At 63.8% G+C, this 23,309-nt stretch carries 21 protein-coding genes; 7 read left to right on the top strand and 14 right to left on the bottom strand.

Annotation, left to right across the window (positions count from 1 at the left end; all coding sequences use genetic code 11):
• Positions 1–465: 465 nt before the first annotated feature.
• The 3 genes from P353_RS11000 to yjgA form a co-directional block, all read right to left on the bottom strand.
• Positions 466–1,674 carry an ABC transporter substrate-binding protein gene (locus P353_RS11000; RefSeq protein WP_034369050.1) on the bottom strand — a complete coding sequence of 403 codons (1,209 nt, stop codon included), beginning with the start codon at positions 1,672–1,674 and terminating at the stop codon, positions 466–468.
• Positions 1,675–2,036: 362 nt separating this feature from the next.
• Positions 2,037–2,648 carry a molybdopterin adenylyltransferase gene (mog, locus tag P353_RS10995; protein WP_034369048.1) on the bottom strand — a complete coding sequence of 204 codons (612 nt, stop codon included), beginning with the start codon at positions 2,646–2,648 and terminating at the stop codon, positions 2,037–2,039.
• Positions 2,641–3,324, bottom strand: coding sequence for a ribosome biogenesis factor YjgA (gene yjgA, locus P353_RS10990; protein WP_034369047.1), 684 nt, complete (start codon positions 3,322–3,324; stop codon positions 2,641–2,643). Before yjgA ends, mog begins: the two co-directional genes overlap by 8 nt.
• Before the next feature lie 65 nt (positions 3,325–3,389).
• Between yjgA and pmbA the strand changes: the two genes are divergently transcribed.
• Positions 3,390–4,811, top strand: coding sequence for a metalloprotease PmbA (gene pmbA / locus P353_RS10985; RefSeq protein WP_034369046.1), 1,422 nt, complete (start codon positions 3,390–3,392; stop codon positions 4,809–4,811).
• Positions 4,812–4,869: 58 nt separating this feature from the next.
• On the opposite strand, the gene P353_RS10980 is transcribed toward pmbA, so the two are convergent.
• On the bottom strand, positions 4,870–5,223 hold the full coding sequence (locus tag P353_RS10980) for a hypothetical protein (RefSeq protein WP_003078963.1): 354 nt from the start codon (positions 5,221–5,223) through the stop codon (positions 4,870–4,872).
• Between the two features lie 94 nt (positions 5,224–5,317).
• Here P353_RS10980 and P353_RS10975 point away from each other — a divergent pair, with 94 nt between their 5' ends.
• From P353_RS10975 to P353_RS10965, 3 genes are all read left to right on the top strand, one after another.
• Positions 5,318–5,872 (top strand): hypothetical protein, encoded by a 555-nt coding sequence (locus P353_RS10975; RefSeq protein ID WP_034369044.1) that lies wholly within the window; start codon positions 5,318–5,320, stop codon positions 5,870–5,872.
• A 141-nt stretch (positions 5,873–6,013) separates the two neighbouring features.
• A complete protein-coding gene (locus tag P353_RS10970; protein WP_420093382.1) occupies positions 6,014–6,898 on the top strand; it encodes an EamA family transporter in 885 nt (294 codons plus the stop codon).
• A gap of 260 nt (positions 6,899–7,158) precedes the next feature.
• Positions 7,159–9,765, top strand: a complete 2,607-nt coding sequence (locus P353_RS10965; protein ID WP_034369183.1) for an EAL and GGDEF domain-containing protein — start codon at positions 7,159–7,161, stop codon at positions 9,763–9,765.
• 170 nt (positions 9,766–9,935) lie between these two features.
• Here the strand turns inward: P353_RS10965 and hpaI are convergent, their stop codons facing one another.
• From hpaI to P353_RS10930, 7 genes are all read right to left on the bottom strand, one after another.
• Positions 9,936–10,739, bottom strand: a complete 804-nt coding sequence (gene hpaI, locus P353_RS10960) for a 4-hydroxy-2-oxoheptanedioate aldolase (protein ID WP_034369040.1) — start codon at positions 10,737–10,739, stop codon at positions 9,936–9,938.
• A gap of 63 nt (positions 10,740–10,802) precedes the next feature.
• The gene (locus P353_RS10955) at positions 10,803–11,765 is read right to left on the bottom strand and encodes an NAD(P)-dependent oxidoreductase (RefSeq protein ID WP_034369038.1); all 963 of its coding nucleotides are present in this window, start codon (positions 11,763–11,765) and stop codon (positions 10,803–10,805) included.
• On the bottom strand, positions 11,762–12,916 hold the full coding sequence (locus P353_RS10950) for a sialidase family protein (RefSeq protein ID WP_113707710.1): 1,155 nt from the start codon (positions 12,914–12,916) through the stop codon (positions 11,762–11,764). Before P353_RS10950 ends, P353_RS10955 begins: the two co-directional genes overlap by 4 nt.
• A gap of 163 nt (positions 12,917–13,079) precedes the next feature.
• Positions 13,080–14,072 carry a Bug family tripartite tricarboxylate transporter substrate binding protein gene (locus P353_RS10945; RefSeq protein WP_034369035.1) on the bottom strand — a complete coding sequence of 331 codons (993 nt, stop codon included), beginning with the start codon at positions 14,070–14,072 and terminating at the stop codon, positions 13,080–13,082.
• A 42-nt stretch (positions 14,073–14,114) separates the two neighbouring features.
• The gene (locus P353_RS10940; protein WP_034369034.1) at positions 14,115–15,596 is read right to left on the bottom strand and encodes an NAD-dependent succinate-semialdehyde dehydrogenase; all 1,482 of its coding nucleotides are present in this window, start codon (positions 15,594–15,596) and stop codon (positions 14,115–14,117) included.
• 62 nt (positions 15,597–15,658) lie between these two features.
• Positions 15,659–17,188 (bottom strand): UxaA family hydrolase, encoded by a 1,530-nt coding sequence (locus P353_RS10935; protein ID WP_034369032.1) that lies wholly within the window; start codon positions 17,186–17,188, stop codon positions 15,659–15,661.
• Positions 17,189–17,246: 58 nt separating this feature from the next.
• Positions 17,247–18,230: a Bug family tripartite tricarboxylate transporter substrate binding protein gene (locus tag P353_RS10930; RefSeq protein ID WP_034369030.1), complete on the bottom strand. Its 984-nt coding sequence runs from the start codon at positions 18,228–18,230 to the stop codon at positions 17,247–17,249.
• A 111-nt stretch (positions 18,231–18,341) separates the two neighbouring features.
• Between P353_RS10930 and P353_RS10925 the strand changes: the two genes are divergently transcribed.
• Both P353_RS10925 and P353_RS10920 read left to right on the top strand, forming a co-directional pair.
• Entirely contained in the window at positions 18,342–19,277 is a 936-nt protein-coding gene (locus tag P353_RS10925) for a LysR substrate-binding domain-containing protein (RefSeq protein WP_034369028.1), read from the top strand.
• Between the two features lie 164 nt (positions 19,278–19,441).
• Positions 19,442–19,909, top strand: coding sequence for a DUF1801 domain-containing protein (locus P353_RS10920; RefSeq protein ID WP_034369026.1), 468 nt, complete (start codon positions 19,442–19,444; stop codon positions 19,907–19,909).
• Between the two features lie 124 nt (positions 19,910–20,033).
• Here P353_RS10920 and P353_RS10915 read toward each other — a convergent pair whose 3' ends face one another.
• On the bottom strand, positions 20,034–21,122 hold the full coding sequence (locus tag P353_RS10915; protein ID WP_034369024.1) for a tartrate dehydrogenase: 1,089 nt from the start codon (positions 21,120–21,122) through the stop codon (positions 20,034–20,036).
• Between the two features lie 128 nt (positions 21,123–21,250).
• Between P353_RS10915 and P353_RS10910 the strand changes: the two genes are divergently transcribed.
• A complete protein-coding gene (locus P353_RS10910) occupies positions 21,251–22,186 on the top strand; it encodes a LysR substrate-binding domain-containing protein (protein ID WP_034369022.1) in 936 nt (311 codons plus the stop codon).
• Positions 22,187–22,293: 107 nt separating this feature from the next.
• Here the strand turns inward: P353_RS10910 and P353_RS10905 are convergent, their stop codons facing one another.
• Together P353_RS10905 and rpsU are read right to left on the bottom strand one after the other, a co-directional pair.
• Positions 22,294–22,740, bottom strand: coding sequence for a GatB/YqeY domain-containing protein (locus P353_RS10905; RefSeq protein ID WP_034369021.1), 447 nt, complete (start codon positions 22,738–22,740; stop codon positions 22,294–22,296).
• 182 nt (positions 22,741–22,922) lie between these two features.
• On the bottom strand, positions 22,923–23,135 hold the full coding sequence (gene rpsU, locus P353_RS10900) for a 30S ribosomal protein S21 (protein ID WP_003052999.1): 213 nt from the start codon (positions 23,133–23,135) through the stop codon (positions 22,923–22,925).
• Between the last annotated feature and the right edge of the window lie 174 nt (positions 23,136–23,309).

Raw genomic sequence — 23,309 nt, 5'->3', positions numbered from 1 at the left:
AAACAGGCGTAAAGCCGATAAAGCGCGGCGCAGTGTAGCCTTGTCCGTGAGCCTCATGGACCATGGCTCAACGAAATTGCCCAATCCCTGATTGGGCGTGCCAAGCGCTTATTGACTCAACACAAAGACCTATGGCGCGATAGTCTGCATTCCGGTGTTATGTGAATGAATTGCAAGTCCTGAATGCAGCAGGGAATTTTGGCAAAGGAATTTTGGAATCTAATGACTGTAAAAGGATTGCTGCTTTTAAATTGATAGCAGTTCAACTCGCAGAAATACTCGAATGTTTTATTTTGTAATTTGTGTTTTAAATATGTGATTTATTCGTCGATTCGGGATTTTGTCTGCATTGATTTCAGGCTCGGAGTTTTCGGGTATTGCGCTGCGGGCCAGCCATTCGCATGGCCCATGGGGTAAAGAAAATGGGAGCCTGAGCTCCCATTTTTTAGTCCACGCAAATCCGCTTTATCGCCAGTACTGGCATTTGCTTTCCGCCTTGGTGGTCCAGATCTGCTCGGCAGGCAGTTTCTTGATGATCTTGTAATAGTCCCAGGTGCCCTTGGATTCGGCCGGCGACTTGACCTGCATCAGGTACATATCGTGCACATAGCGGCCGTCTTCACGGATGTAGCCCTGGCCGAAGAAGTCGTCGATCTTGGTGCTTTTCAAGGTGGCCATGACCTTGTCGGCATCGAGCGTGCCGGCTTTTTCCACGGCCTTGAGGTAGTTCATGGTGGCCGAGTAATCGGCGGCCTGGATCTCGCTGGGGCGGCGCTGGGTCTTGGCCATGAAGGCGTCGGCAAACTTGCGCGAGCCGTCGTTCATGTCCCAGTACCAGGGGGCGGTGAACTGCATGCCTTCGGTGTTCTTCAGGCCCAGGCTGTGGATGTCGCTGAAGAAGACCAGCAGGCCGGCCAGCTTCATGTTCTTGGTGACGCCGAACTCCTTGGCTGCCTTGATGGAGTTGATGGTGTCTCCGCCGGCATTGGCCAGGCCCAGAATCTGCGCCTTGCTGTTCTGTGCCTGCAGCATGAAGCTGGAGAAGTCGCTGGCGTTGAGCGGCGTCTTGACCGAGCCCAGCACCTTGCCGCCGCGCGCTTCGATGATCTTGCTGGTGTCGGCTTCCAGGGCGTGGCCGAAGGCATAGTCGGCCGTCACGAAGAACCAGCTCTTGCCGCCCGTGTCCACCACGGCGCCGCCCGTGCCCTTGGCCAGGGCCACGGTATCGAACGCATAGTGCACGGTATAGGGGCTGCACTGTTCATTGGTCAGCGCCGAGCTGCCCGCACCGTTGTCGATGAAGACGCGTTTTTTCTCCTGGGCGACCTTGGCCATGGCCAGGGCCGTGGCGGAGTTGGTGCCACCAAACACCAGGCTGATGCCCTGGGTGTCTATCCATTCGCGGGCCTTGCTGGCCGCGATATCGGCCTTGTTCTGGTGGTCGGCCGTCAGCAGCTCGATGGGCTTGCCCAGTACCTTGCCGCCAAAGTCGTCAATCGCCATCTGTATGGCAACGGCACCGTTCTTGCCTTCCACATCGGCATAGAGGCTGGACATGTCGGTGATGAAGCCGATCTTGACTTTTTCCTGCGCCATGACGGGGGCCGCAAAGGCCGCCGTCAGGGCGAGAGCCAGCAGGCAGGCAGAGGGTGCAGACTGGGGCAAGCGATGCATGGAGTCTCCTGAAAATTATGAGAAATGTGGAGAGAGCGTGCAGCGTCCGGGCGGCGGGTGGCCGCCGTCGCTGCATCGCAGCAAACATGCTAGGGGCGGCAATTGCGTCTGGCATCGGGGCAAGCACTTGCGGGAAATCCCAAGGGATACACCGGATTTGATAGCTGTTAGCGCTTGTTATTCATTGGTTTCAGATGGTTTTATTGCTGAAATCTATGGATTAGTGGCGCAGTAAGCTATTGTTTTGGTAGCTGTTGCAGCGAAATGCCCTGTAGATTCGGGCCGCGCCAGCGCCATGAAAAAAGCAGCCCTCAGGCTGCTTTTGTGGAAGTTTTGGCAGGGATTGCACCTGGCGCTGCAGGCTATGCCGTGCGGGGCGCTCGAATGGCGGTCTTGGGGCGGAAGGCCTTGCAGATCTCGTCATGGGTCTCGAGATAGGGGCCGCCGATCAGGTCGATGCAATAGGGCACGGCGGCAAAAATACCGTTGATCCTGGATTGGCCGTCGGCGTCCTTGAGGCCTTCCAGCGTCTCGGCAATCGCCTTGGGCTGGCCCGGCAGATTGATGATCAGGCTGCTGCCGCGTATCACCGCCACCTGGCGCGAGAGGATGGCCGTGGGCACAAAGGCCAGGCTGATCTGGCGCATCTGCTCGCCAAAGCCCGGCATCTCCTTGTGGGCCACGGCCAAAGTGGCCTCGGGCGTCACATCGCGCAGCGCGGGGCCGGTGCCGCCGGTGGTCAGCACCAGGCTGCAGCCCGCATCGACCAGCTCGATCAGTGCCGCGCTGATGCCGGCCTGCTCGTCGGGAATCAGGCGTGGCTCGAACTGGATGGGGTTCTTGAGCGCGCGGCTCAGCCATTGCTGCAGCGCGGGCAGGCCCTTGTCTTCATAGACGCCGCTGCTGGCACGGTCGCTGATGGAGACAATGCCGATCTTCACGGCATCGTGAAGATATACGGGCTCATCACTCATCGCCGTCGTCCTTGGCGCTCGCACCGGCCTTGCCGGCGCTGGCCAGTTGCTCGCGCACCAGCTGGAACAGGTCGCGGTAGGCGCGGCCCTTGCTCACTTCCTTGGGCTCGGCATCAGGGCCGGCGGCAGCGGCCGCTGCTGCGGCTTGTTCCTTGGCTTTATCGATGTCCTTGCGCGACTGGCGGATCAGCGAGCGCAGCTGTTGCACATCGGTGCCGGGGAAATGCTCCAGCCAGATGGACAGGGCCGCTTCCTCGACGATCAGGCGGTCGCGCCATTGCTCGGCTACCTGCAGCGACATTTTTTCGCCGGCCGAGCCATTGCGCTGCTCGTCCAGCGCCTGCTTCACGGCTGCGACCTGCTCAGGCGTCAGCTTGCGCATGAGCTTGCCGACATATTGCATCTGGCGGCGCTTGCCTTCGAAGTTGGTGATGCGCTTGGCCTCGGCCAGCGCATCGATCAACTGGTCGGACAGCTGCAGGCGCTTGAAGAGGTCGCTGCGCAGCGTCATCAACTCCTTGCCCAGATCCTGCAGCGCATCACTTTCGCGCTTGAGGTCGGTCTTGGTGGAGTCGTAGGTGCCTTTGAGTTCGGCCTTGAGTTCAAGGTCCAGCTCGCTGCCTTCGGCAACGAACTTTCCGCGAACAAAATAGCCTTTGGTGGGTTTGCGTGACATGGTAAGGGGGCAATATCGGTGGCAGCGCAGAGGGCGCAGCAGTGGCGGCTATCATATCCGCCGCTATGAAAAAACCTCGCTCCAGCAATACAAGCACTTCCAGTGCACAGGCCCAATCCGCACCGCAAGCCGGTTTCAGCTTCAGCCAAGCCTTTTTCGAGGGGCTGGTGGACCAGGCTCTGCAGCATGCCAAGAAGCTGGGTGCGACGGATGCCGGCGCCGAGGCTTCCGAAGGCTGCGGCCTGTCGGTCAGCGTGCGCAAGGGCCAGCTGGAGACCGTGGAGCGCAACCGCGACAAGTCGCTGGGCGTGACCGTCTATCTGGGCCAGCGCAGGGGCAATGCCAGCACCTCGGACTTCTCCGAAGCCGCCATCAAGCAGACCGTGCAGGCCGCCTATGACATCGCCCGCTTCACCGCCGAAGACCCGTTTGCCCGCCTGCCCGACAGCGCAGATATCGCGCTGCCTGGCACGCACCGCGATCTGGATCTGTTCCATCCCTGGGATATCACCAGCGAAGCCGCTGCAGAGATGGCGCTGCGCTGCGAGGAGGCCGCCTTCAAGACCCACCGCCGCGTGAGCAACAGCGAAGGCGCGGGCGTGTCGGCCCAGCAAAGCCATTTCTTCACGGCCCATACCAATGGTTTTCGTGGCGGCTACGCCAGCTCGCGCCACAGCATGTCGGTGGCGCCCATCGCCAAGCTGCCTGGCAAGAATGGCGAGATGCAGCGCGATTACTGGTACAGCTCCATGCGCAATGCTGCCGATCTGGCTTCGCCAGAGGCCGTGGGTCGCTACGCGGCAGAGCGCACGCTGAGCCGTCTGGGCAGCCGCAAGATTCCGACCACCGAATGCCCGGTGCTGTTCGAGTCGCCCCTGGCCGCCGGCCTGCTGGGCAGCTTTGTGCAGGCCGTCAGCGGCAGCGCCCTTTATCGCAAAAGCACCTTTTTGCTCGACTCCATGGGCAAGCCAATCTTCCCCAAGCACATCGATGTCGAGGAAGACCCCTTTGTTCTGGGCGGCAAGGGCAGCTCGCCCTTTGACGAAGAGGGCGTGCGCGTGCAGGCCCGCAAGGTGGTCGATGCCGGCCGCGTGGAAGGCTATTTCCTGTCCAGCTACTCGGCGCGCAAGCTGGGCATGAAGACCACGGGCAATGCCGGCGGCTCGCACAATCTGGTAATGACTTCGCGCCGCACCAAGGCGGGCGACGATCTGGATGCCATGCTCAAGAAGCTGGGCACGGGGCTGTTCGTGGTCGAGCTGATGGGCCAGGGCGTGAACTATGTGACCGGCGACTATTCGCGCGGCGCCAGCGGCTTCTGGGTGGAGAACGGTGAAATCGCCTTCCCCGTGGACGAAATCACGATCGCGGGCAACCTCAAGACCATGTTCAAGGGCATAGAGGCCATCGGAGCCGATGCCTACAACTATGGTGCCAAGACCGTGGGCTCCATACTGATCAATCGCATGAAGGTGGCCGGCAGCTGATCACTGCAGATCGCTCCATGAAAAAAGCAGCCCGGTGGCTGCTTTTTTTGTGTCTGCTTCAGCTCTCGGCGGCTGCCTGAACAATGCAGTGCGAGAGTTTCTCGAAATGCTTGTGGGCATCGGCACTGAGCTCGATTTGCTTGCGTCTGGCATCCTCGGTATCGGCCAGCAGGATCCAGCCTTTTTGGCGCATGGACTTCAGACGGGTGTGAATCGTGGCCGGAGACCCCAGTTCACGTTGGGCCATCAGGTCTCTGACGCAAAGACGCTCCTGACGCGTGCCGGCATTGGCAATTTGTTCCAGCAGGCGCTCCTCCAGTGGATCCAGCGCGGGCAGCATGGGCAGGTTGCGGATGGTCGCTGCCAGGTGCAGAAAGCGTAAATAGATATCGGCAGACAGGGACTTTGGCATGAGAAGGCAAAAACAGACGGCGCGCCGCTAACGAAGAGCGAAGAAACGGCACTCATAATACTGCGCAGACAGTGAACAAGCTCGGCGGCAGCGCATGAAGAACATTTGGACGCAATTTTCGGTGGCGGTTATCACGGCTTTGCTGTTCCTGGCGATGCTGGCCTTGAATCAGTGGATTTTCTCCGAACTGGAATTTGTCAGAGGCGTCAACTGGATTTACCTGCCTGCAGGTGCTCGTCTGCTTTGTACCCTGCTTTTTGCGGAGGCGGGCGTGGTGGGGCTTTTTGTCGTGTCATGGCTGGTCTGCAACTTTTACTTTTTCCCTGATGACTGGTTGCGGGCATTTGCGGGCGGCATCATGGCCACGCTTGCCCCCTATGGCACCTATTGCGCAGCTCGCAAATGGATGGGGCTTGGGCGATCTCTCAGTGATCTCACGCCGCGTCGCCTGCTGTGGCTCAGTGTCATTTACGGCCTTAGCAATGCCTTGCTGCACCAGGCCTGGTCCGTCGTAAGAGGGGATGGTTTTCAGCTGGACCAGCTTCTGGTGATGATTCTGGGCGACTTCAGCGGCACTTTGATCGTCCTGTATGTATTCAAGGCCTTGCTTATGCTGCCGATCAAAACGGACCGGTATCTGCTCAAGTAAGACCGTTTGCAGTCCCGGCGTTCTATTTGACCGCTTTTGCCGCCAGCCATGACTGATGGCAAGTCATACTAGGGGCTTGATCTAGAAAATCCAATATCAGTTGTCAGTGTCATGAGTTCTGCATCCTCGCCCACCTCCGGCATGAGTCGTCCGGACTGGCTCAGCGCCATCATCGTCATCGTGGTCTGGGGTCTTAATTTCGTGGTCATGAAGTGGGGGCTGGCCAAGCTCTCGCCCCTGCTGCTGTGCGCGCTGCGCTTTGCCGCGGCATCGCTGCCATTTCTGCTGTTCGTGCGTGCACCCAAAAATCTTTCCTGGGGTCTGCTGGCCGCCTATGGTCTGGTGCAAGGGGTTGGGCAGTTCGGGCTGCTGTTCACCGGCATGAAGCTGGGCATGCCTGCCGGCATGGCATCCGTGGTGCTTCAGACCCAGGCCTTCATCACCATGCTGCTGGCGGCTGCGTTCTTGCACGAGAAACCGCAGCGCTGGCAATGGATGGGCTTGCTCATCGCTCTTGCAGGGCTGCTGCTGATCGGTACAGCCCATGGTGAGGGGACATCGGATATGACGCTGATCGGTTTTGTGCTGACCGTGGGCGCCGCAGCCATGTGGGCCGGCTCGAACCTGCTGACGCGGATGGCGGCCAAGCAAGGCTCGTATGAGCCGGTGTCCTTCATCGTCTGGACCAGCGTCTTTCCCATGCTGCCGCTGCTGTTGCTGTCCCTGTGGGTGGATGGCGTGGATTCGGTGACTTCGCAGCTGCAGTCCATAGGCTGGAGCGAGCTTGGAGTGATCGCCTATCTGGCCTTTTTGTCCACCTTGCTGGGCTATGGTCTGTGGACGCGGTTGCTGCAGCGCTATGCGGCCAGCACCGTGGCCCCATTGTCGCTGCTGGTGCCGGTAATCGGTCTGCTGTCGGCCATGCTGCTGCTGGGAGAGGCACCCAATGGCCTGCAGTGGCTGGGGACGCTGGGCGTTTTGCTGGGCATGGTGGTCAACCAGTTTGGCGGCAAATGGCGGCGCTGAGACACCGGCTGGCTGATAACAGGGCACATCCGCTGCTCTGCCGGGGCGGCCTGTGACTGCCTGGCAGAGCACTTTGCCAGCGCAGCACAGGCTCGCAAGTCAATAGCTGTTGCCGATCGAAGTTTTTTTGAACACTCGGCCCGAATCACGAATATTGAATCCCGTTTTCGTCATTATTATTGCCAGCATCCATATAAAAGCATGACTTTCCCATTCCGGATTCGAGCCGGCCTGGGATGCGAATATGCAAAGGAATAATGATGCGTGAGGGAGATATTGGCGCGATGCCTCCTGAGCTGCAGCTGGCCCAGCTGCAGGCCTTGGACAGGGTCATGGCCATGGCTGAATTTGGCCTGGATGGGTCGTTGCACCGTGCCAATGACAACTATCTGCAGCTCATGGGGTTTACGCGTGAGCAGTCTCTGGGTCGCCCACATCGCAGCTTTTGCTCTGCGCGTCTGGCCGACAGTGCCAGGTATCGGGAAATCTGGACGCATCTGTGCGCAGGCAATGCCTACTCCGGAGTGGTGGAGCGACTACGCAGCGATGGCAGCAGTTGCTGGCTGGAAGCGACCTATTCACCGGTGATGGATGCCCAGGGCCGGGTGATGCATATCCTGAAGATCGCTACCGACGTCACGCAGCGGCGAGCCCGGGAGCAGGCGCAGCAGGAGCACCTGCGTCGCTTGTCCCTGGTGGCCGATGCCTCCGACACGGCAGTGGTCATCAGTGATGGAAGCTCACGCATCGTGCATGTCAACGGCGGCTTTACGCGCATGTTCGGCTGGCGTACCGAGGAGGTCGCGGGGCGCATGCCGATTGCCTTGCTGGCTCCTCAGGTTTCCGAGGCCTTTGTGGACCGCTATCGCTCGGAATTGCGCGCTGGCCAGCCCGTGGGGCGTGAGGAAATCGTGGTCGGCAAGCATGGGCAGCGCTACTGGGCCAAGGTCATCAGCAACCCCATCCTCGACGCGGACGGGCGCTGGCAATACACGGTTTCGATGCTGACCGATATCACGCGCTCCAAGATGCATGAGGCCTTGCAGCACCGCGTGCTGGAGGCCATGGCGCGCGAGCGGCCGCTGGTGGATGTGCTGGAGATGGTGTGTCTGGAGGTCGAGAGGATTGCTCCTGAGGTGACGGCATCGATTCTCGAGGTGGATGCCCAGGGGCTGCTCCATCCGCTGGCCGGACCAAGCCTGCCGCATTCTTATTCAGCGCTGCTAGACGGGGTGGCCATAGGGCCGAATGTGGGCTCCTGCGGAACGGCGGCCTGGCGCAACGCGCCGGTGCTGGTGGACGATATTGCACATGATCCGTTGTGGACGGATTTCAAGCACCTGATCCTGCCGCAGGGGTTCAGAGCCTGCTGGTCCACTCCCATCTGCAACAGCGGTGGCAAGCCGATCGGTACTTTCGCGTTCTATTACCGGGAGCAGCTGACCGGTGGGGCCTCGGCTTTTCATCAGCAGCTGGTGGATGCCTGCATCCATCTGTGCGCCCTGGCGCTGGAGCGTGAGCTGTCGCGTGTGCGCATTCGTCAGCTGGCTTTCTACGACGGCCTGACCGGATTGCCCAATCGAAGTCTGCTGCAGGCCAAGGCCGATCAGGCGATTGCGTCAGCTGCCGGCAATGATGAACAGTTGGCGGTGCTGTTCATCGACCTGGACCGGTTCAAGCAGGTCAATGACTCTCTGGGTCACCCTGTGGGGGATGAATTGCTGCGCAATGTCGCGGCACGATTGCAGCGCGTGCTGCGCAGCTGCGATATTGCCGGGCGTTTGTCGGGTGACGAGTTTGTTGCCGTGCTGCCGCAATGCGATGCGGAGCATGTGGCCAATACCATCGAGCGCCTGCAGGAGTTGCTGGCAGAGCCCCTGAATATTGCCGACACCTCGCTGGCCATATCCGCCAGCGTGGGCATTGCAATGTTTCCCATGGACGGCAGGGATATGGAGACTCTGGTGCACCGCGCCGACATGGCCATGTACCAGGCCAAGAGCAAGGGGCGCGGCCGTTTCTGTTTCTTCAGCAGCGAAATGAACCGCTTGGCCCAGGAGCGTCTGGCACTGGAGACTGCACTGCGCAAGGCGCTCAAAAGCGGCGGCCTGCGCCTGCACTATCAGCCTCAGATCGAGATGGCCACCGGCCGTCTGTATGGCGTGGAGGCCCTGGCGCGCTGGACCCATGCAGAGCTTGGCGAGATTTCGCCTGCCCGCTTTATCCCGCTGGCCGAAGAGTGCGGGCTGATTGCCGATCTTGGAAGCTGGGCATTGGAGGAGGCCTGTCGCCAGCTGTCGCAGTGGCGAGCCAAGGGAATGGAAGTCCCCGCAGTGTCGGTCAATCTGTCGCCATCGAGCTTTCACAATCTGGATTTGCCACGGATGATCGCCGATACGCTGGACCGCAATGACCTGGCGCCGCAGGACCTGACCCTGGAGCTGACGGAAAGCATTTTGCTGGACACCAACCCCAGCACCATGAAGACCATAGACGAGGTGCATGCGCATGGCGTGCGCCTGTCCATGGATGATTTCGGCACCGGCTACTCCAGCCTCAGTTATCTGCGCCGCCTGCCGGTCAGCGAGCTCAAGCTGGATCGCAGCTTCGTGGCCGATCTTGAGCATGACGAGGCGGCTCGGGCGTTGAGCAGTGCTATTTTGGGCATTGGCAAGAGTCTGCACCTGACCGTGGTGGCGGAAGGTGTGGAGACGCCAACGCAGAGCGTGATGCTGTGCGAGCAGGGCTACCCGGTGGCGCAAGGCTTTCTGTTCGCCCGGCCGCTGGCTCCAAAAGAGTTTGAGCAATGGCTGGCTGCCAACCCGGCTTCCCCGGTGCCGACCGTGCAAGGCGCCGTCGCCGCATGAACTTGCGGTGCAGAGGCTCGGCGCAGATTGCTCCGGCAGCGATGAAGTGATGTGCAGATGCGGCTGAGAGGCCGCGCGTATTGTGGCGCGGCCGACGCTTTGGCGGCTGTGCGGCATTGCCGTGAGGTTATGCGGGCATGGTTGCAACTTCTGCGTTGTGCTTCAAGGCTTCAGTAGGCGGCTCCTGGCAGTGCAGGGGCCGCCACCGTGGAGCCGGCAAACTGGCTACGCAGCTTGCGCGCGGCATTCACGAACATCAACACATCCACGCCCACGGCCACAAAGCTGCAGCCGAGCTGAAGGTAGCGCTGTGCCAGCGCGGGGTCCGAGGTCAGCGTACCTGCCGCCTTGCCACTGGCAACAATGGTCCGCATCGCTGCCTCGATGGCGGCCTGCACCTCGGGGTGGCCGGGGTTGCCGCGATGGCCCATGGAGGCCGCCAGGTCGGCCGGGCCTATGAAGACGCCGTGCACGCCGTCCACGTTGCAGATGGCTTCGAGATTTTTCAGGGCCGTGGTGGTCTCGGCCTGCACCAGCAGGCAGACCTCGTCGTCGGCCACATTCAGATAGTCGGCGCGGCTGCTCCACTGTGAGGCACGTCCAACGGCACTGCCGACGCCGCGCACGCCCAGGGGCGGGTATTGCGTGGCGGCCACGATGGCGCGCGCCTGGTCTGCCGTGTCCACCATGGGCACGAGCAGCGTCTTGACGCCTATGTCCAGCATCTGCTTGATCAGGGCCGTGGTGCCTTCCACGACTCGCACCACGGGCTGAGCCGGATGCGGGGCCACGGCCTGCAGGGCAGCCAGGGTGCTGCGCAGATCGTTGGGCGCATGCTCGCCGTCGATCAGCAGCCAGTCATAGCCCGTGGTGGCGGCCGCTTCGGCCAGATAGGGGTCGGCCATGGACAGCCACAGCCCGATCTGGGGCTGGCGTGCGGCGATGGCGGTCTTGAACGGGTTGTATGCAGGCATGCTTTTCTCGGTTTGACTATTCATGACGTGGTACGGGGCCACGGCGATGCAGGAGGATCTGCTTCACAGCAGGTGACCGGCGGGCAGCGGCCTGCCTGCCAGGTGGTCGACGATGTTCGCGGCGGTCAGCGTCGCCACGCGCAGCGCTGCCTGGCGCGTCACGCCGGCCACGTGCGGCGTCAGCAGCACTTGCGGCAACCGGGCCAGCGGATGGCCCAGGGGCAGCGGCTCGATGTCGAAGGTATCGAGTCCGGCGCCGCCCAGGTGGCCGCTTTCCAGTGCCGCCAGCAGCGCGGCTTCGTCGACCACAGGGCCGCGTGCGGTGTTGATCAGCAGGCTGCCCGGGCGCAGCAGCGCCAGTTCGTTCGCGCCGATCAGGCCGCGTGTCTGCTCGGTCAGCGGGCAGTGCAGGCTCAGTATGTCCACGCGGGGCAGCAGCTGGCGCATATCGGGCTCGCAGTCGAAGTCGCCGGCCTGGCCTGCGGGGCGCAGCACCAGCACCTTGGCGCCCAGGGCCGCAGCCAGCTGCGCGGTGGCGCGGCCGATGGCGCCATAGCCGACGATGCCCACCGTGGAGCCACGGAAGTCGCGCCCCTGCCAGTTGCTGCCGGCCCAGCCGCCGGCGCGCACCTGCCCGTCCAGCTGAGGCAGCTGGCGCATCAGCGCCAGCATCAGTGCCAGTGCATGCTCGGCAACGGCCGGGGCATTGGCGGCCAGTGCCACGGCTACGGCCACGCCTTGGTCACGCGCGGCTGCCATGTCCACGCTGTCCACGCCGGCACCGTTCTTGGCCACGATGCGCAAGGCGGGGGCTGCCCTCAGCACGGCTGCGCTCACAGGCTTGGAGCCGCGCAGCACCAGGGCCTGGGCGCCGGTCTGTGCCAGCCGCTCGGCCAGGCTTTGCGCGGTGATGGGCTCGGCCATGAAATGGATCTGCCCACCGGCTTGCTGCACCAGGGCCTGGGCTTCGGGCGCCCAGTGCTCGGCGGTGACGAGAACATTGAATGGTGTGGGGGTTGTGGTCATGCTTGTGCGCTCACCCAGTCCGGCTGCACGCGCACATGGCGGATATGCTGGCGGAATACGGTATAGGCCAGATGCAGCGCCCCGTCGGCGCCCTGGCGGATGGAGGGATAGGAATACTCGCGGTTGCGGCCGCGCTCGGAGTCGTTGCTCATGCACCAGCCGTCGCCCACCTCGAGCTTGCGTTGCCAGGGCCAGCTCAGACCGTCGTCGGCCGACAGTGCCAGCGTCATGGGTGCACGCGGTGCGCCCCAGAATGCGCGGCGCTCGCCGGCTGCAGCCTTTGCCGGTGTTGCCGAGCTGTCGTCCAGTTCGTCATACAGCGACTCGCGCCGCTGCGTGGCATCGGCGGCGCTGCTGGCATTGAAGATCATGGCCAGACGTCCGTCGGTCAGGCGCAAGGCCTGGATGGATGAGTTGTTATTGGGCAGCGATATGGCTTCGGGTGCCTGCCAGCTCAGGCCGCCGTCGTCGCTGCGGCTGCGGTAGACATGGTCGGCCCAGCGGCTGCGAAAGAACGCCAGCAGGCCGCCGTCCGAAGCCTGCACGATATTCATGTGCACGCAGCCCAGGCTGCCGGGTACGGCAATGCGCTGCCAGCTGCGTCCCTGATCGGCCGAGCGCAGCACGCCGCTGTCGTCGTGGCTGCCGTCCCAGGCCTGGCCCGGCTGGGCCCGGCAATGGAAGACCGGCAGCAGCCAGCTGCCGTCCGTATGGACATGGATGGGCTGGCGCACGAAAGTGCCTGCCGGGGCATCGGCCAGTGTCTCGGTGGGCTCCCAGCTCAGGCCGTGGTCGTGCGACAGGCGCCGGCGCACCACCGAGGTGTTCTGGTGCCCCGAGTGCTGTGCCGTATGCAGCAGCCAAAGTGCGCCGCCCGGCGCGGTAAACAGCACGGGGTTCTGTTCCGAGCGCTCGGCATCGTGGGAGAGCTGGATGGGCTCGGACCACTGCGCGGCACCAGGGGCAAGTCGCGACATGAACACCGAGATGTCGGAGCGGCCCTCCATGGAGCCGCCGAACCACACGCAGCCCAGGGTGCCGTCGTCCAGCACCATCAGATTGGCGGCATGGGCCTGCACACAGGGCGAGGGCAGGTCCGCCACCAGGCGGTCCGGGTCTTCGGCATGTGGGCGCAGCAATCCATCAAGCATTGGTTTTCCTTGGTTTGTCATGACACTGTGCTGTCTTCAATGTTTCTGGTTGTGTCGCGAGCCTATGGAGGCGGCCTGTCAAGAGCCAGTGCCACCTATTGGGCTCGTGCCGCCCCGCAGCGAGGAGAAGAGAGAATCTCACCTGCTACGGGGAGGCGGCATGTCAATCGGCCTTGATCTTCGCGGTCTTGATAAGGCCGCCCACGCGCTGGTATTCACGGGGCACGAAGGCGCGCAGCTCTGTGGCATCGCCGCTGCCCGGGGTCACGCCCAGATCGCGCAGCTTGGAGGCCACCTCTGGCTGCTTGAGGGCCTTGGCCAGTGCACCCGAAAGCTTGGCGCTGACATCGGCGCTGGTCTTGGACGGTGCAAACAGCGCATACCAGGCCGAGAACTCGAACTGCGGATAGCCGGCTTCGGCGAAGGTCGGCACATTGGGCAGCTCGGGCAGACGGGCGGTGGAGCCCACGGCCAGGGCGCGCACCTTGCCGCCGCGCAGCAGCGGCATGGAGTTGGTGGCGGTATCGAAGATGACCGGAATGCGCCCGCCAATCAGGTCCACGATGTGGGCATTGCCGCCCTTGTAGGGCACGTGGGTCATGGGGACCTTGGCGATGGACACGAACAGTTCACCGGCCAGATGCAGCGGCGAGCCGTTGCCCGAGGAGCCGTACATCACGGCCTGTGGGTCCTTGCGGGCCGCGTCCACCACATCCTTGAGCGATTTGTAGGGCGAGTCGTTGGCGGTGATGGCGATGATGGGGGCGCTGCCAATCATGCCGATGGGCTCGAAATCCTTGACCGGGTCGTATTCGGTCTTGATCAAATGCGGGCTGGCAGCGTGTGTGGCCAGGCCGCCGACAAGCAGTGTGTAGCCGTCGGCTGGCGCGCGCGCCACGATGCCCGCGCCCAGCAGTGCTCCGGCACCGGGCCGGTTGTCCACCACGCTTGCGGTTCCCAGTACCTCGCCCATCTTCTGGCCGACCAGCCGCCCCAGCATGTCATTGGCGCCGCCCGCAGGGTAGGGCACCACGAAGGTGATGGGCTTGCTCGGGAAGTTTCCCTGCGCCTGTGCCAGTGGCATGGCACCGGCCAGGGCCAGTGCGGCCAGTGCGCCAAGCACGGGCCTGCGGGTGAGGTATCGGGATTTGCTCATGGTTTGTCTCCTGTTGTGAATGGTTCTAGCGACCGTGTTGCGTCAATCCAGTTGTCCCTGGCAGACGTATTTGATGTGCAGGTAATCGTCGAGCCCGTGAGTGGAGCCTTCGCGGCCGTAGCCTGACTCCTTGACGCCGCCAAAGGGGGCGGCCTCGGCGGCCAGCGCGCCTTCGTTGACGCCCACGATGCCCGACTCCAGGGCATCGGCGACACGCCAGATGCGGCGTATGTCCTGGCTGTAGAAATAGGCGGCCAGGCCGAACGGCGTGTCGTTGGCGGCGGCGATGACCTCGGCCTCGTCGTCGAACACGGTCAGCGGTGCCACGGGGCCGAAGGTTTCCTCGCAGGCGCAGGCCATGGAAGCGGTGGCACCCGAGAGCACAGTGGGGGCGTAGTAGGTGGGGCCCAGATCCGTCAAGCGCTTGCCGCCCGTGAGCACCCTGGCGCCCTTGGCCACGGCGTCCTCCACATGGCGGGCGATCTTCTCGACCGCGCGGTCATTGATCATGGGGCCGATCTGCGAGGCTGGCTCGTTGGCAGGGCCCACATGCAGGGCAGCCACGCGGGCGCTGAGCTGGCTCGCAAAGGCCTCGTACACCGAGCGGTGCACGAAGACGCGATTGGGGCAGACGCAGGTCTGGCCGCCGTTGCGGAACTTGGCGGCCATGAAGCCGTCCACGGCGGCTGCCACATCGGCATCCTCGAAGACGATGAAGGGCGCATTGCCGCCCAGCTCCAGCGAGAGCTTTTTGAGCGTGTCGGCGCTGCGGCGCGCCAGGTGCTTGCCAACGGGCGTGGAGCCGGTGAAGGTGATCTTGCGCACGCGGCTGTCATCCAGCCACTGGTCCACCACCTCGGGCGTGCGCTCGCGCGAGGCCGTGACGATGTTGAGCACGCCGGCCGGCACTCCGGCTTCGTGCGCCAGCAGCACCAGGGCCAGCGAGGTCAGCGGCGTGTCCTCGGCCGGCTTGCAGACCACGGTGCAGCCCGCAGCCAGGGCCGGCGCGATCTTGCGTGCAATCATGGCGGCCGGGAAGTTCCAGGGAGTGATGGCGGCGACCACGCCCACTGGCTCGCGCAGCGCAAACATGCGCCGGCCTGGCATGGGCGCGGGGATGACTTCGCCGTTCATGCGCGTGGCTGCCTCGCCGAACCATTCGATATAGCTGGCGGCATAGGCGACTTCGCCCTTGCCTTCGGCCAGGGGCTTGCCCTGCTCCAGCGAGATCAGCGTGCCCAGATCGTCCTGATGGGCCAGCACCAGATCGTTCCAGCGCTTGATGATGGCAGCGCGCTGCTTGGCCGGCAGCTTGCGCCAGGCGGGCAGGGCAGCCTGGGCAGCGTCCACGGCGGTGCGCGCATCGGCTGCACCTGAATCGGGAACCTTGGTGATGGTGTTGCCCGTGGCCGGATCGGTCACGGCAAAGCTGGCGCCGCTGGCAGCTTGCGTCCAGGCCCCGGCGATGAAGTTGGCGCTGCGCTGCAGTTCGGTGCGTTGCAGTCTGAGTGGCGTGGCGTTCATGGTGAAAATTGCAGAAAGTGAAGGTTGGATAAGGGCGCAAAGCTCTGGAAGATGCGCTTTCCTCAGCTCACGATGCCCAGGTGCCAGGGCACGAATTCATGGTCGCCCAGTCCCAGTGCCTCGCTCTTGGTCTGTTCGCCGCTGGCGTGGCGCAGGATCTGCTCGAAGATCTGCTGGCCCAGCTCGGGCACGGTCAGCCCTCCGTCGACGACCACGCCGCAATTGATGTCCATGTCCTCCTGCAGGCGCTGGTACATGGGCGTGTTGCTGGCCAGCTTGATGGTGGGGGCGGGCTTGCTGCCGAACATGGAGCCGCGGCCCGTGGTGAAGCAGATCAGCTGGGCGCCGCTGGCGATCTGGCCCGTGGAGGCCACCGGGTCGTAGCCCGGCGAGTCCATGAAGACAAAGCCGTGCTCGGTGATGGGCTCGGCGTATTCATAGACGGCGCGCAGTGGCGTGGTGCCGCCCTTCATGGCGCTGCCCAGGGATTTTTCAAAGATGTTGGCCAGGCCGCCGGCCTGGTTGCCATGACCGACCACGCCGTTGAACTGGGCGTTCTGGCCGGCTGCATAGCGCTCCCACCAGGCCAGGCGGTCCAGCAGCTTCTGGCCGACTTCGGGGCTGATGGCGCGGCGCGTGAGCATGAACTCCACGCCGTGGATCTCGGGCGTCTCGGACAGAATGGCCGTGCCGCCATGGCGCACCAGAATGTCCATGGCCGCGCCCAGTCCGGGGTTGGCCGTGATGCCCGAGAAGCCGTCCGAGCCGCCGCATTCCAGGCCGATCTTGAGGTGGGCGGCGCTGACGGTGCTGCGCTGCGCCTGGTTGGCGATGGGCAGCATTTCTTCGATGGCGGCAATACCGGCCTCAATGGTGACGCGTGTGCCGCCCACTTCCTGCATCACCAGGGTGCGCAGCAACTGACCTTCCTTGAGGCCTTGCGAATCCACCAGGGTATCGACCTGGTTGCGTTCGCAGCCCAGGCCCACGATGAGCACGCCCGCCAGGTTGGGGTGGCGCGCGTAGCCGGCCAGGGTGCGGCGCAGCACGTCGAAGTGCTCGCTGGGCGAGGACATGCCGCAGCCGCTGCTCTGGGCAAAGGCGGCCACGCCGTCCACATTGGGGAAAGCTGCCAGCCGCTCGGGCGTGAAGTGGGCGGCGATGCGCTTGATCACGGTGGCCGAGCAGTTGACCGAGGACAGGATGCCGATGAAGTTACGCGTGCCCACGCCGCCGCCCGCTCGCACAAAGCCCTGAAAAGTGGCGCGCTGCTGCTCTGGCACGTAATCCACGGGCCGCACGTCGGCGCCGAACGAGGGGTCGCGGTAGTAGTCCACCAGCTTGAGGTTGTGGCTGTGCACATAGTCGCCAGGCTCCAGGTCGCGTGTGGCGACGCCGATCACCGTGTCGTACTTCTTGACCTGCTCGCCCTCGGCGATGCGACGCGCCGCGATTTTGTGGCCGGCCGGCACCTGGGCGCGCGTGCGCACTCCCAGCTCGGGAATGTCCTGGCCCAGGGCCAGGGCGGTCTTGGCCACGAGCACGTTGTCGTTGGGGTGCAGGTGCAGCAGGGAAGAAGAGGAGGAGAGCATCTTGGAGTCCGGGGATGGCGGGCCTGAGGCGGTGGGGATGCGGTGGGAACGCTGCGCGTCAGCGCATCAGGTCGCGCAGTTTGAGTTTGTCGATGAGCACGGTTTCCTTCTGGTAGACCGTGTTCACATACCTGGCGTAGTCGGGGCCGTCCAGGTAGAGCAAGGGCGCGTCTAGCCTGTCGGCCACGGACTTGAACTCGGGGCTGGCCACGGCCTGGCGGAAGGCCTCGCGCAGCTTGGCTTCGACGGCGGGCGGCAGGCCCTTGGGCGCGCCGATGCCGTTGGGCGCATCGACGACCACGTTGTAGCCCAGGTCCTTGAGTGTGGGCACGTCCTTGAAGCGCGGCGTGCGCTGCTCGCCCCAGGTGGCCAGCAGGCGCAGCTTGCCGGCTTCGACATGCGGGGCCCAGGAGCTGGAGTCGGCTAGCGCATCGACATGGCCGCCCAGCACGCCCTGCAGCGCCTCGGCGCCGCCCTTATAGGGCACATGGCTGAGCTGAATGCCCGCTGCGGCCGCAAACTCCTCCATGCCCACATGGGTGGCGCCGCCCACGCCGGCGTGGGCGTAGGTGATGCTGCCGGGCTTGGCCTTGGCGGCGGCGACCAAGTCCTGCAGGGTCTTGAAGCGCGAGTTGGCCGGCACGGCGATGCCGAAGGTCTGGCCCGAGGTGCGCGCGATATAGGTGTAGTCCTTGCGCGGATCGGCCTGCAGCGTGCCCAACTGGGAAAAGCGCGTGACCGAGATCGGGATCTGGCCGATGGTGTAGCCGTCGGGTCTGGCCGAGGCCAGGGCCTTGGAGCCGATCATGCCGGAGGCTCCGGCGCGGTTTTCCACGGCAATCGCCTGACCCAGGATGCGGCCGGCCACGGTGCACAGCGCGCGCATGGACTGGTCGGCCGTGCCGCCGGCAGGCCAGGGGCAGATAAAGGTGATGGGGCGCTCGGGCCAGGTCTGGGCCAGCAGGCGGGTGGAACTGCCGAGCGTGGCTGCGCCGAGGGCGCCGAGCACAAAGCTGCGCCGGCTGCTGCGTGGGGGGATCATCGCTTGTCTCCTGTCGTTATTTGAACTGCCAGCCCCGATTGTTCAAAACTGCTTCATGACAATCCAATGAAAAGATAGACTATCTTCATAACCATCAGGTAATGAAGCCCCATGAGCAAGATCGATCGTGTGCTGCGCTCCAACCTCAAGCTGCGCCATCTGCAGCTGTTGGTGGCGCTGGACCAGTTCCGTCACCTGGGCCGTGCGGCCGAGTTTCTGGCTGTGACCCAGCCCGCCGTCTCCAAAACCCTGGCCGAGATCGAACGCATGCTGGGCATGGCGCTGTTCGAGCGCTCCACGCGCGGCACCGAACCCACGGCAGCCGGCGTCAGCATGGTGCGGTTTGCACGCTCGGTGCTGGCCGGTTTCGAACGCACGCGCGACGAGATGGCTGCCGAGGCCAGCGGCGCGCGCGGGCGCACCAGTGTGGGCGCCATGGTGGTGGCCACGCCCGTGTTGCTGGCGCGCGCTGTGGAGCGGTTAAAAGCGCGTTCGGACCAGACCACGGTGATGGTGGAGGAAGGGGATCTGACGCGCTTGCTGCCCAAGCTGCGCCTGGGCGAGCTGGATCTGTTCGTCGGGCGGCTGGAGCCCGGCTATGCCGCGCCCGACCTGGAGACCGAGGCGCTGTACGACGATCCCATGGTGGCCGTGGTGCGGCCCGGTCATGCGCTGCTGGCGCCGGGCGCTGCCAGCTGGCAGGCCCTGGCCGAAGAGCCTTGTGTGCTTCCTCCACCCTGGGCCTCGCTGCGCGTGAAGCTGGAGCAGCAGTTCTATGCCCACGGCCTGCACCCGCCGGTCGACATCGTGGAGACCGCGTCCTTTCTCTCGCAGCTGACCTTTGTGCACCAGCGCGGCGCCGTGGCCTTCATGGCGCGTGGCGTGGCCCGCTGTCACGCGGCCCTGGGTACGCTGGCCATGCTGGATCTGGCCGTGCCCATCGATCTGCCGCCCGTGGGACTGATCACCTTGCGTGGCCAGCCGCTGACGCCGACCACGGGCTTGCTGCTCCAATGCCTGCGAGAGGTCGCGGGGGAGCTGGGCTGAGCCTGGCATGAGCCTGGCATGAGCCTGATATAGGGCGGGCTGGCCCTCTGGGGGAGCTCTGCTTTTGCGTGCTACTGTGGTGCAATCCTTGTCCCATGTCTTGAGCCTTTTGCCTTGTGCCTTGTGCCGGACATGGTTCTAGGTCCAACCATGGAGCTCCATCTATGACTGCCTTGCCATCCACGCCAGCACCTCCGGTCGAGCCTGTCAGCGGCCCTGAGGCTTCGGCTCTGATCGATGCCAGGATTGCCGGCCTGGACGACTGGCGCGGCACCACGCTGGCCCGCGTGCGGGCGCTGATCCGCGGGGCTTTGCCCGCCGTGGTGGAAGAGCTGAAATGGCGCGGTACGCCCGTTTGGTCGCAGGACGGCATCCTGTGCACGGGCGAGACCTACAAGGCCGTGGTCAAGCTGACCTTTGCGCATGGCGCAGCCCTGGCCGATCCGGCCGGCCTGTTCAATGCCAGTCTTGAAGGCGCCACGCGCCGGGCCATAGACCTGCATGTGGGCGAAGTGATCGACGCTGCAGCTTTCCAGGCACTGGTGCAGGCCGCCGCGCAGCGCAATGCCCAGGCGCGGTCGGCCAGAAAACCGGCTTCGCAAGCCAAAGCCAAACCGCGGTCTGAAGCCTAGGTCGCCGCAGCCAGTGGCCCTGGGCGTTCAGGCGTGCAGGTGTACAAAAGCACCCCGGCGCAGGTTCAGCCTGCGCGGGGTGCTTCTTATCTTGAATCCGGCCGGCGGGGCCAGCCCGGAGCCATCAGGCCTTGGCGATGGCAGCCGCGATGGCTTCGCCCACTTCGGTGGTGTTGGCCTTGCCGCCCAGATCGGGCGTCAGCGGACCGGCCTTGATCGTGTGCTCGATGGCGGCCACGATGGTGTCGTGGGCCTGGCGCCAGGCACCTTCGCTGCGGCCCAGGAAGTCCAGCATCAGCGCGCCCGACCAGACCATGGCGATGGGGTTGGCGATGTTCTTGCCGTAGATGTCGGGCGCCGAGCCATGCACGGGCTCAAACAGCGAGGGGAAGCTGCGCTCGGGGTTGAGGTTGGCCGACGGTGCCAGGCCGATGGTGCCCGTGGTGGCGGGGCCCAGGTCGGACAGGATGTCGCCAAACAGATTGGTGGCGGCCACCACGTCGAAGCGGCCGGGCTGCAGCACGAAGCGGGCCGTCAGGATGTCGATGTGCTGCTTGTCCAGCGTGACTTCAGGATAGGCCTTGGCCACATCGTCGGCGCGCTTGTCCCACCAGGGCATGCTGATGGCGATGCCGTTGCTCTTGGTGGCCAGGGTCACGTGCTTCTTGGCGCGGCTCTGGGCCAGATCGAAGGCGTACTTGAGCAGGCGATCGGCGCCATGCTTGCTATAGACCGATTCCTGGATGCAGATCTCGCGGTCCGTGCCTTCAAACATGATGCCGCCCAGGGCGGTGTACTCGCCCTCGGTGTTCTCGCGCACCACGTAGTAGTCGATGTCGCCGGGCTTGCGGCCGGCCAGGGGGCAGGGCACGCCTTCGAACAGGCGCACCGGACGCAGATTGATGTACTGGTCGAATTCGCGGCGGAACTTGAGCAGCGACCCCCACAGCGAGACATGGTCGGGCACGGTAGCGGGCCAGCCCACGGCGCCGAAGAAGATGGCGTCCATGCCCGAAAGCTGCTCCTTCCAGTCCTCGGGCATCATCTGGCCGTGTTCGGCGTAGTAGTCGCAGTGGGCCCAGTCGAAATGGTGGAACTCCAGCGGCAGGTCGAAGCGCCTGGCTGCGGCCTCCAGCGCGCGCAGGCCTTCGGGCATGACTTCCTTGCCGATGCCGTCGCCGGCGATGACTGCAATCTTTTTGGGAGTGGACATGGTGCTCTCTCGTGAATGTATGGGGTGGCGAGGCGGCGGTTCGGCCTGTGCCTGGCGGTATTCTGCATCGTACTTAACTGAATACAATTGACAAATCGTGGCCTGATTGTTTACAGATCGTGCAGAAAATGCCTTCACCCGAAGACCTGCGTGTCTTCATCACCGTGGTGCGCAAAGCCAGCTTTGCCGAGGCTGCGGCCGCGCACAATGCTTCACCGGCCTTTGTCAGCAAGCGCATCCGCCTGCTGGAGCAGGAGCTGGGCGTGAAGCTGCTGCATCGCACCACACGGCGGGTCGCTGTCACGGAGCAGGGCGAGCGCGTCTACCACTGGGCGCAGCGCATTCTGGACGAGGTCGAGCATCTGCTGCAGGAAGTCGATGTGACGCGCCGCCAGCCGCGCGGGCTGCTGCGGGTGTCCACCAGCTTCGGCTTTGGCCGCAATGTGGTGGCGCCCGCGCTGTCGCAGCTGATTGCGCAATATCCGGCGCTGCAGCTGCGCCTGGAAGTGTTCGACCGCATCGTCGATGTCGCGGCCGAGGGCTTCGATCTCGATGTGCGCGTGGGCGACGAGATCGCGCCGCATCTGATTGCCCGGCATCTGGCCGACAACCATCGCGTGCTGTGCGCGTCCCCGGCCTATGTGCAGCGGCGTGGCAGCCCACGCACGCTGGACGAGCTGGCTGCGCATGACTGCCTGGTCATCAAGGAGCGCGACCATGCGTTCGGTGTCTGGAAGCTGCGCTCGGGCAGTCAGGAGCGCAGCGTCAAAGTGACCGGCCCGCTGTCCACCAACCATGGCGAGATGGCCGTGCAATGGGCGCGCGACGGCCATGGCATCGTGCTGCGCTCGCTGTGGGATGTGGCGGCCGATCTGCAGGACGGACGCCTGGTGCAGCTGCTGCCCGAGTGGCAGCAGCAGGCGAATATCTGGGCCGTCTATCCGACGCGGCTGGAGCGCTCGGCCAAGGTGCGGGTCTGCGTGGAGTTCCTGCAGGAGTTCTTCAGCAGGCAAGCTCCTGCAGGATTCAGGAATGCTATTAAAAAAGAAGCTGCTAACGATTGATATACATGAATTTCAGAGTCTTTTGAATCTGAAATATATGCACGGCAAGCGCAAGCAGCTTCTGTTTTTGACTCTGATGCCGTATGACGGCTCAGGCCGGTTGCCAATTATTGGGTCAGCGCGGCCTTCACGGCAGCGGACACCAGGCCCATATCGGCCTTGCCGGCCAGCTGGGCCTTGACGGCGCCCATCACCTTGCCCATGTCGCCGGGGCCGGAGGCGCCCAGCTCGGCCACGATGGCCTGCACGGCCGCGGTGATCTCGGCTTCGCCCATACGCTCGGGCAGATAGACCTTGAGCACTTCCATTTCGGCCTTTTCCACATCGGCCAGATCGGTGCGGTTGGCGGCTTCGAAGGCGGCGATGGAGTCCTTGCGCTGCTTGATCAGCTTGTCGACGATGGCGATGACGGCGGCGTCGTCGAGCTCGATGCGCTCGTCCACTTCCTTTTGCTTCATCGCGGCCTGCAGCAGGCGGATGGTGCCCAGGCGTGCGCTGTCCTTGGCACGCATGGCGGTCTTCATGTCTTCGGTAATCTGGGCTTTCAGGCTCATGGCTTTCTCCTTGGGGTGGGCGAATGGTGGTGCGCCGTGTGAACGGCGTTGACTATCCATGCGCTGGGAGGTCACTGCGCGGCCGGTCAGGCTTGGCAGTGGCCAGAAAACAAAAAACCCGCGCCTGGCGTCCCGAGCGCGGGTTTGCGGCTGTTTTAAGGCCGACTGGTCCTAATCAACGATTAGTACAGCTTCTTAGGCAGTTGCATGCTGCGAACGCGCTTGTAGTGACGCTTCACGGCAGCAGCCTTCTTGCGCTTGCGCTCGGCTGTGGGCTTTTCATAGAACTCGCGAGCGCGCAGATCGGTCAGCAGACCCAGCTTTTCGATGGTGCGCTTGAAGCGGCGCAGGGCAACTTCATAGGGCTCGTTTTCTTTGACGCGGATGGTAGTCATTTAATTTCCAGATATATCTGTGCTGACAGAGGGTTCTCGGGAAGATCGGGCCTGAGAGCCGTGAACAGCGGTTTCCCCGCCACTTTTTAACTAGTATGGCCGACGGGGTAATGCCAGCAAAGTCGAGCATTATAGACCAAGACTTGGGTTGCGTCTGCATACCGCTGCCAAGCT

This window comes from Comamonas testosteroni (genome assembly GCF_000761245.1).
In the GTDB taxonomy this organism is placed as follows: Bacteria; Pseudomonadota; Gammaproteobacteria; order Burkholderiales; family Burkholderiaceae_C; genus Comamonas; species Comamonas testosteroni_C.
This window is presented reverse-complemented; position numbering and strand designations above follow the sequence as displayed.

Bases quoted from the DNA above. Each gene is read 5' to 3' on its own strand.
- P353_RS11000 (WP_034369050.1), bottom strand. From the start codon at position 1,674: ATGCATCGCTTGCCCCAGTCTGCACCCTCTGCCTGCCTGCTGGCTCTC.
- mog (WP_034369048.1), bottom strand. From the start codon at position 2,648: ATGAGTGATGAGCCCGTATATCTTCACGATGCCGTGAAGATCGGCATT.
- yjgA (WP_034369047.1), bottom strand. From the start codon at position 3,324: ATGTCACGCAAACCCACCAAAGGCTATTTTGTTCGCGGAAAGTTCGTT.
- pmbA (WP_034369046.1), top strand. From the start codon at position 3,390: ATGAAAAAACCTCGCTCCAGCAATACAAGCACTTCCAGTGCACAGGCC.
- P353_RS10980 (WP_003078963.1), bottom strand. From the start codon at position 5,223: ATGCCAAAGTCCCTGTCTGCCGATATCTATTTACGCTTTCTGCACCTG.
- P353_RS10975 (WP_034369044.1), top strand. From the start codon at position 5,318: ATGAAGAACATTTGGACGCAATTTTCGGTGGCGGTTATCACGGCTTTG.
- P353_RS10970 (WP_420093382.1), top strand. From the start codon at position 6,014: ATGAGTCGTCCGGACTGGCTCAGCGCCATCATCGTCATCGTGGTCTGG.
- P353_RS10965 (WP_034369183.1), top strand. From the start codon at position 7,159: ATGCGTGAGGGAGATATTGGCGCGATGCCTCCTGAGCTGCAGCTGGCC.
- hpaI (WP_034369040.1), bottom strand. From the start codon at position 10,739: ATGCCTGCATACAACCCGTTCAAGACCGCCATCGCCGCACGCCAGCCC.
- P353_RS10955 (WP_034369038.1), bottom strand. From the start codon at position 11,765: ATGACCACAACCCCCACACCATTCAATGTTCTCGTCACCGCCGAGCAC.
- P353_RS10950 (WP_113707710.1), bottom strand. From the start codon at position 12,916: ATGCTTGATGGATTGCTGCGCCCACATGCCGAAGACCCGGACCGCCTG.
- P353_RS10945 (WP_034369035.1), bottom strand. From the start codon at position 14,072: ATGAGCAAATCCCGATACCTCACCCGCAGGCCCGTGCTTGGCGCACTG.
- P353_RS10940 (WP_034369034.1), bottom strand. From the start codon at position 15,596: ATGAACGCCACGCCACTCAGACTGCAACGCACCGAACTGCAGCGCAGC.
- P353_RS10935 (WP_034369032.1), bottom strand. From the start codon at position 17,188: ATGCTCTCCTCCTCTTCTTCCCTGCTGCACCTGCACCCCAACGACAAC.
- P353_RS10930 (WP_034369030.1), bottom strand. From the start codon at position 18,230: ATGATCCCCCCACGCAGCAGCCGGCGCAGCTTTGTGCTCGGCGCCCTC.
- P353_RS10925 (WP_034369028.1), top strand. From the start codon at position 18,342: ATGAGCAAGATCGATCGTGTGCTGCGCTCCAACCTCAAGCTGCGCCAT.
- P353_RS10920 (WP_034369026.1), top strand. From the start codon at position 19,442: ATGACTGCCTTGCCATCCACGCCAGCACCTCCGGTCGAGCCTGTCAGC.
- P353_RS10915 (WP_034369024.1), bottom strand. From the start codon at position 21,122: ATGTCCACTCCCAAAAAGATTGCAGTCATCGCCGGCGACGGCATCGGC.
- P353_RS10910 (WP_034369022.1), top strand. From the start codon at position 21,251: ATGCCTTCACCCGAAGACCTGCGTGTCTTCATCACCGTGGTGCGCAAA.
- P353_RS10905 (WP_034369021.1), bottom strand. From the start codon at position 22,740: ATGAGCCTGAAAGCCCAGATTACCGAAGACATGAAGACCGCCATGCGT.
- rpsU (WP_003052999.1), bottom strand. From the start codon at position 23,135: ATGACTACCATCCGCGTCAAAGAAAACGAGCCCTATGAAGTTGCCCTG.